Below are 1,984 nucleotides of genomic sequence, written 5' to 3'. Positions count from 1 at the left end.
CTGCGCGGGGGGCCGCACCGGCGGGCGGCCGTGCTGTCCGGCGGGTCCGGCGAGGTCCGCACCTACGCGCTCACGGCCGGGGCGCTCGTGGTGATCGGCGTGCTGTCGGGGCTGCGGCTGCCGCTCACGGCCGGGCCCACGGCCCCGTTCCTGACGCCGGTGATCCTCGTGCTGATCCCGCTCCTGGTGGCCACGCAGGCATGGGTGTGGTGGACGTTCAGGCACCGCGTGACCGGCCCGTCGTACCTGTGAGAGGGGTTCGGGGCGCTAGTGGTCAATCGGGTGCTCCGACTTCACCGAGGCGTCCTCCGGCGGCACCTCGGGAGCCGAGGCGCGCAGCCAGCGGCAGCCGTACGGATCCAGCGACAGCGCGGCGACGCCGCTTTCCGGCACCTCGACCGAGCCGTCCTCCAGCAGATCGGTCAGCAGGCAGCCCTCCAGGCCCTCCAGCGTGAGCTTCACGTCCTCGGCGGTGTCGCCCAGGTTGTGGAGAGCGACCACCGTGGCGCCGTCCGCGTCGCTGCGATGGGCCAGGACGGCCGGACGACCGGGGTCGAGGACGGTGCAGGTGCCCCACGCCAGCTCCGGGCACTCCCGGTAGCGTTCGACGAGCAACTGGATCCAGCGCAGCAGCGAGCCGGTGTCCCGCTTCTGGTCGGCCACGTTCACCCGGCCCGGGGCGAACGCGCCGTCCGGCATCTCGCGCACCGGCTCGCGCATGCTGAAGCCGCCGTCGGGCGACCACTGCATCGGGACGCGTACCGCCATGCGGCCCTCCGCCTTGAGGTTCTCCCCCATGCCGATCTCCTCCCCGTAGAACAGCACCGGAGTGCCCGGCATGGAGAGCAGCAGGCTGTAGGCCATCTTCACGCGCCTCATGTCGCCGCCGAGCATGGTCGGCAGGCGACGGCGCAGGCCGCGGTCGAAGACCTGCATGTCCTTGTCGGGGCCGAAGGCCCGGAAGACCTCCTGACGCTCCTCCTCGGTGAGCTTGTCCAGCGTCAGCTCGTCGTGGTTGCGCAGGAACGTGGCCCACTGGCAGTCCCTGGGAGCCTGGGGACGCTCCCTGAGGGCCGAGGCGAGCGGCCGGGCGTCGCCGCGGGCCATCGACAGCCAGGCGCGCTGCATGCCGATGAAGTCGAAGCACATGGTGACCTGGTCGCCGAGGCCCTCCCCGAAGTAGCCGACGAGCTCCTCGTACGGGACGTTGACCTCGCCGAGCAGCACCGAGTCGCCCTTGCGCCGGGTCATGAACGCCCGCAGGTCCGCCAGGAAGTCGTGGGGGTCGGCCAGCTTGGGGTTGACGTTCTCGATGAGGAACGGCACCGCGTCCACCCGGAAGCCCGACAGCCCCAGCTCCATCCAGAAGCCGAGGACGCGGGTGATCTCGTCACGGACGGCCGGGTTGGCCACGTTCAGGTCCGGCTGGTGGCGGTAGAAGCTGTGCAGGAAGTACTGCCCCGTCCGCTCGTCCAGCTCCCAGACGCTGTCCTCCTTGTCGGGGAAGACGATCTGGCTCTTGTCGTCGGGCTCGGGCACGTCCGACCAGACGTACCAGTCGCGCAGCGGCGAGTCCTTGCCGGAGCGCGCCTCCACGAACCACGGGTGCTGGTCGGAGGTGTGGTTGACGACGAGGTCGGCGATGACGCGCAGCCCCCGGTCGTGCGCGGTCCGCATGAACTCCACGAAATCGCCGAGCGTGCCCAACCGGGGATCGACGCTGTAGAAGTCGGTGACGTCGTAGCCGTCGTCCTTGCCGGGCGAGGGGTAGAACGGCATGAGCCACAGGCATGTCACGCCCAGCCCCGCGAGATAGTCGATCTCCTGCGTCAGCCCGCGGAAGTCGCCGATCCCGTCGTCGTTGCCGTCCTTGAACGTCTCGACGTCCAGGCAGTAGACGACGGCGTTCTTCCACCACAGATCCGACGTGTAGGTCAGTCGCATCGGAGAATCCTCTCTGACCTGCTGGTACTCACATGCGCCT

The 1,984-nt window shown here is 69.8% G+C and carries 1 protein-coding gene and 1 pseudogene; one reads left to right on the top strand and one right to left on the bottom strand.

Annotated elements, in window-relative coordinates:
• Positions 1-252, top strand: a pseudogene (locus DQW85_RS23820) (cytochrome d ubiquinol oxidase subunit II); the annotation flags it as partial.
• Between the two features lie 15 nt (positions 253-267).
• On the opposite strand, the gene DQW85_RS23815 reads toward DQW85_RS23820, so the two are convergent.
• On the bottom strand, positions 268-1,944 hold the full coding sequence (locus DQW85_RS23815; protein ID WP_113702287.1) for an alpha-amylase family protein: 1,677 nt from the start codon (positions 1,942-1,944) through the stop codon (positions 268-270).
• Positions 1,945-1,984 lie beyond the last annotated feature (40 nt).

The organism is Nonomuraea lactucae (assembly GCF_003313395.1).
GTDB classification, from domain to species: domain Bacteria; phylum Actinomycetota; class Actinomycetes; order Streptosporangiales; family Streptosporangiaceae; genus Nonomuraea; species Nonomuraea lactucae.
Note: the sequence above shows the minus strand (reverse complement) of the source record. Positions and strands in the feature narration are given on the sequence as shown.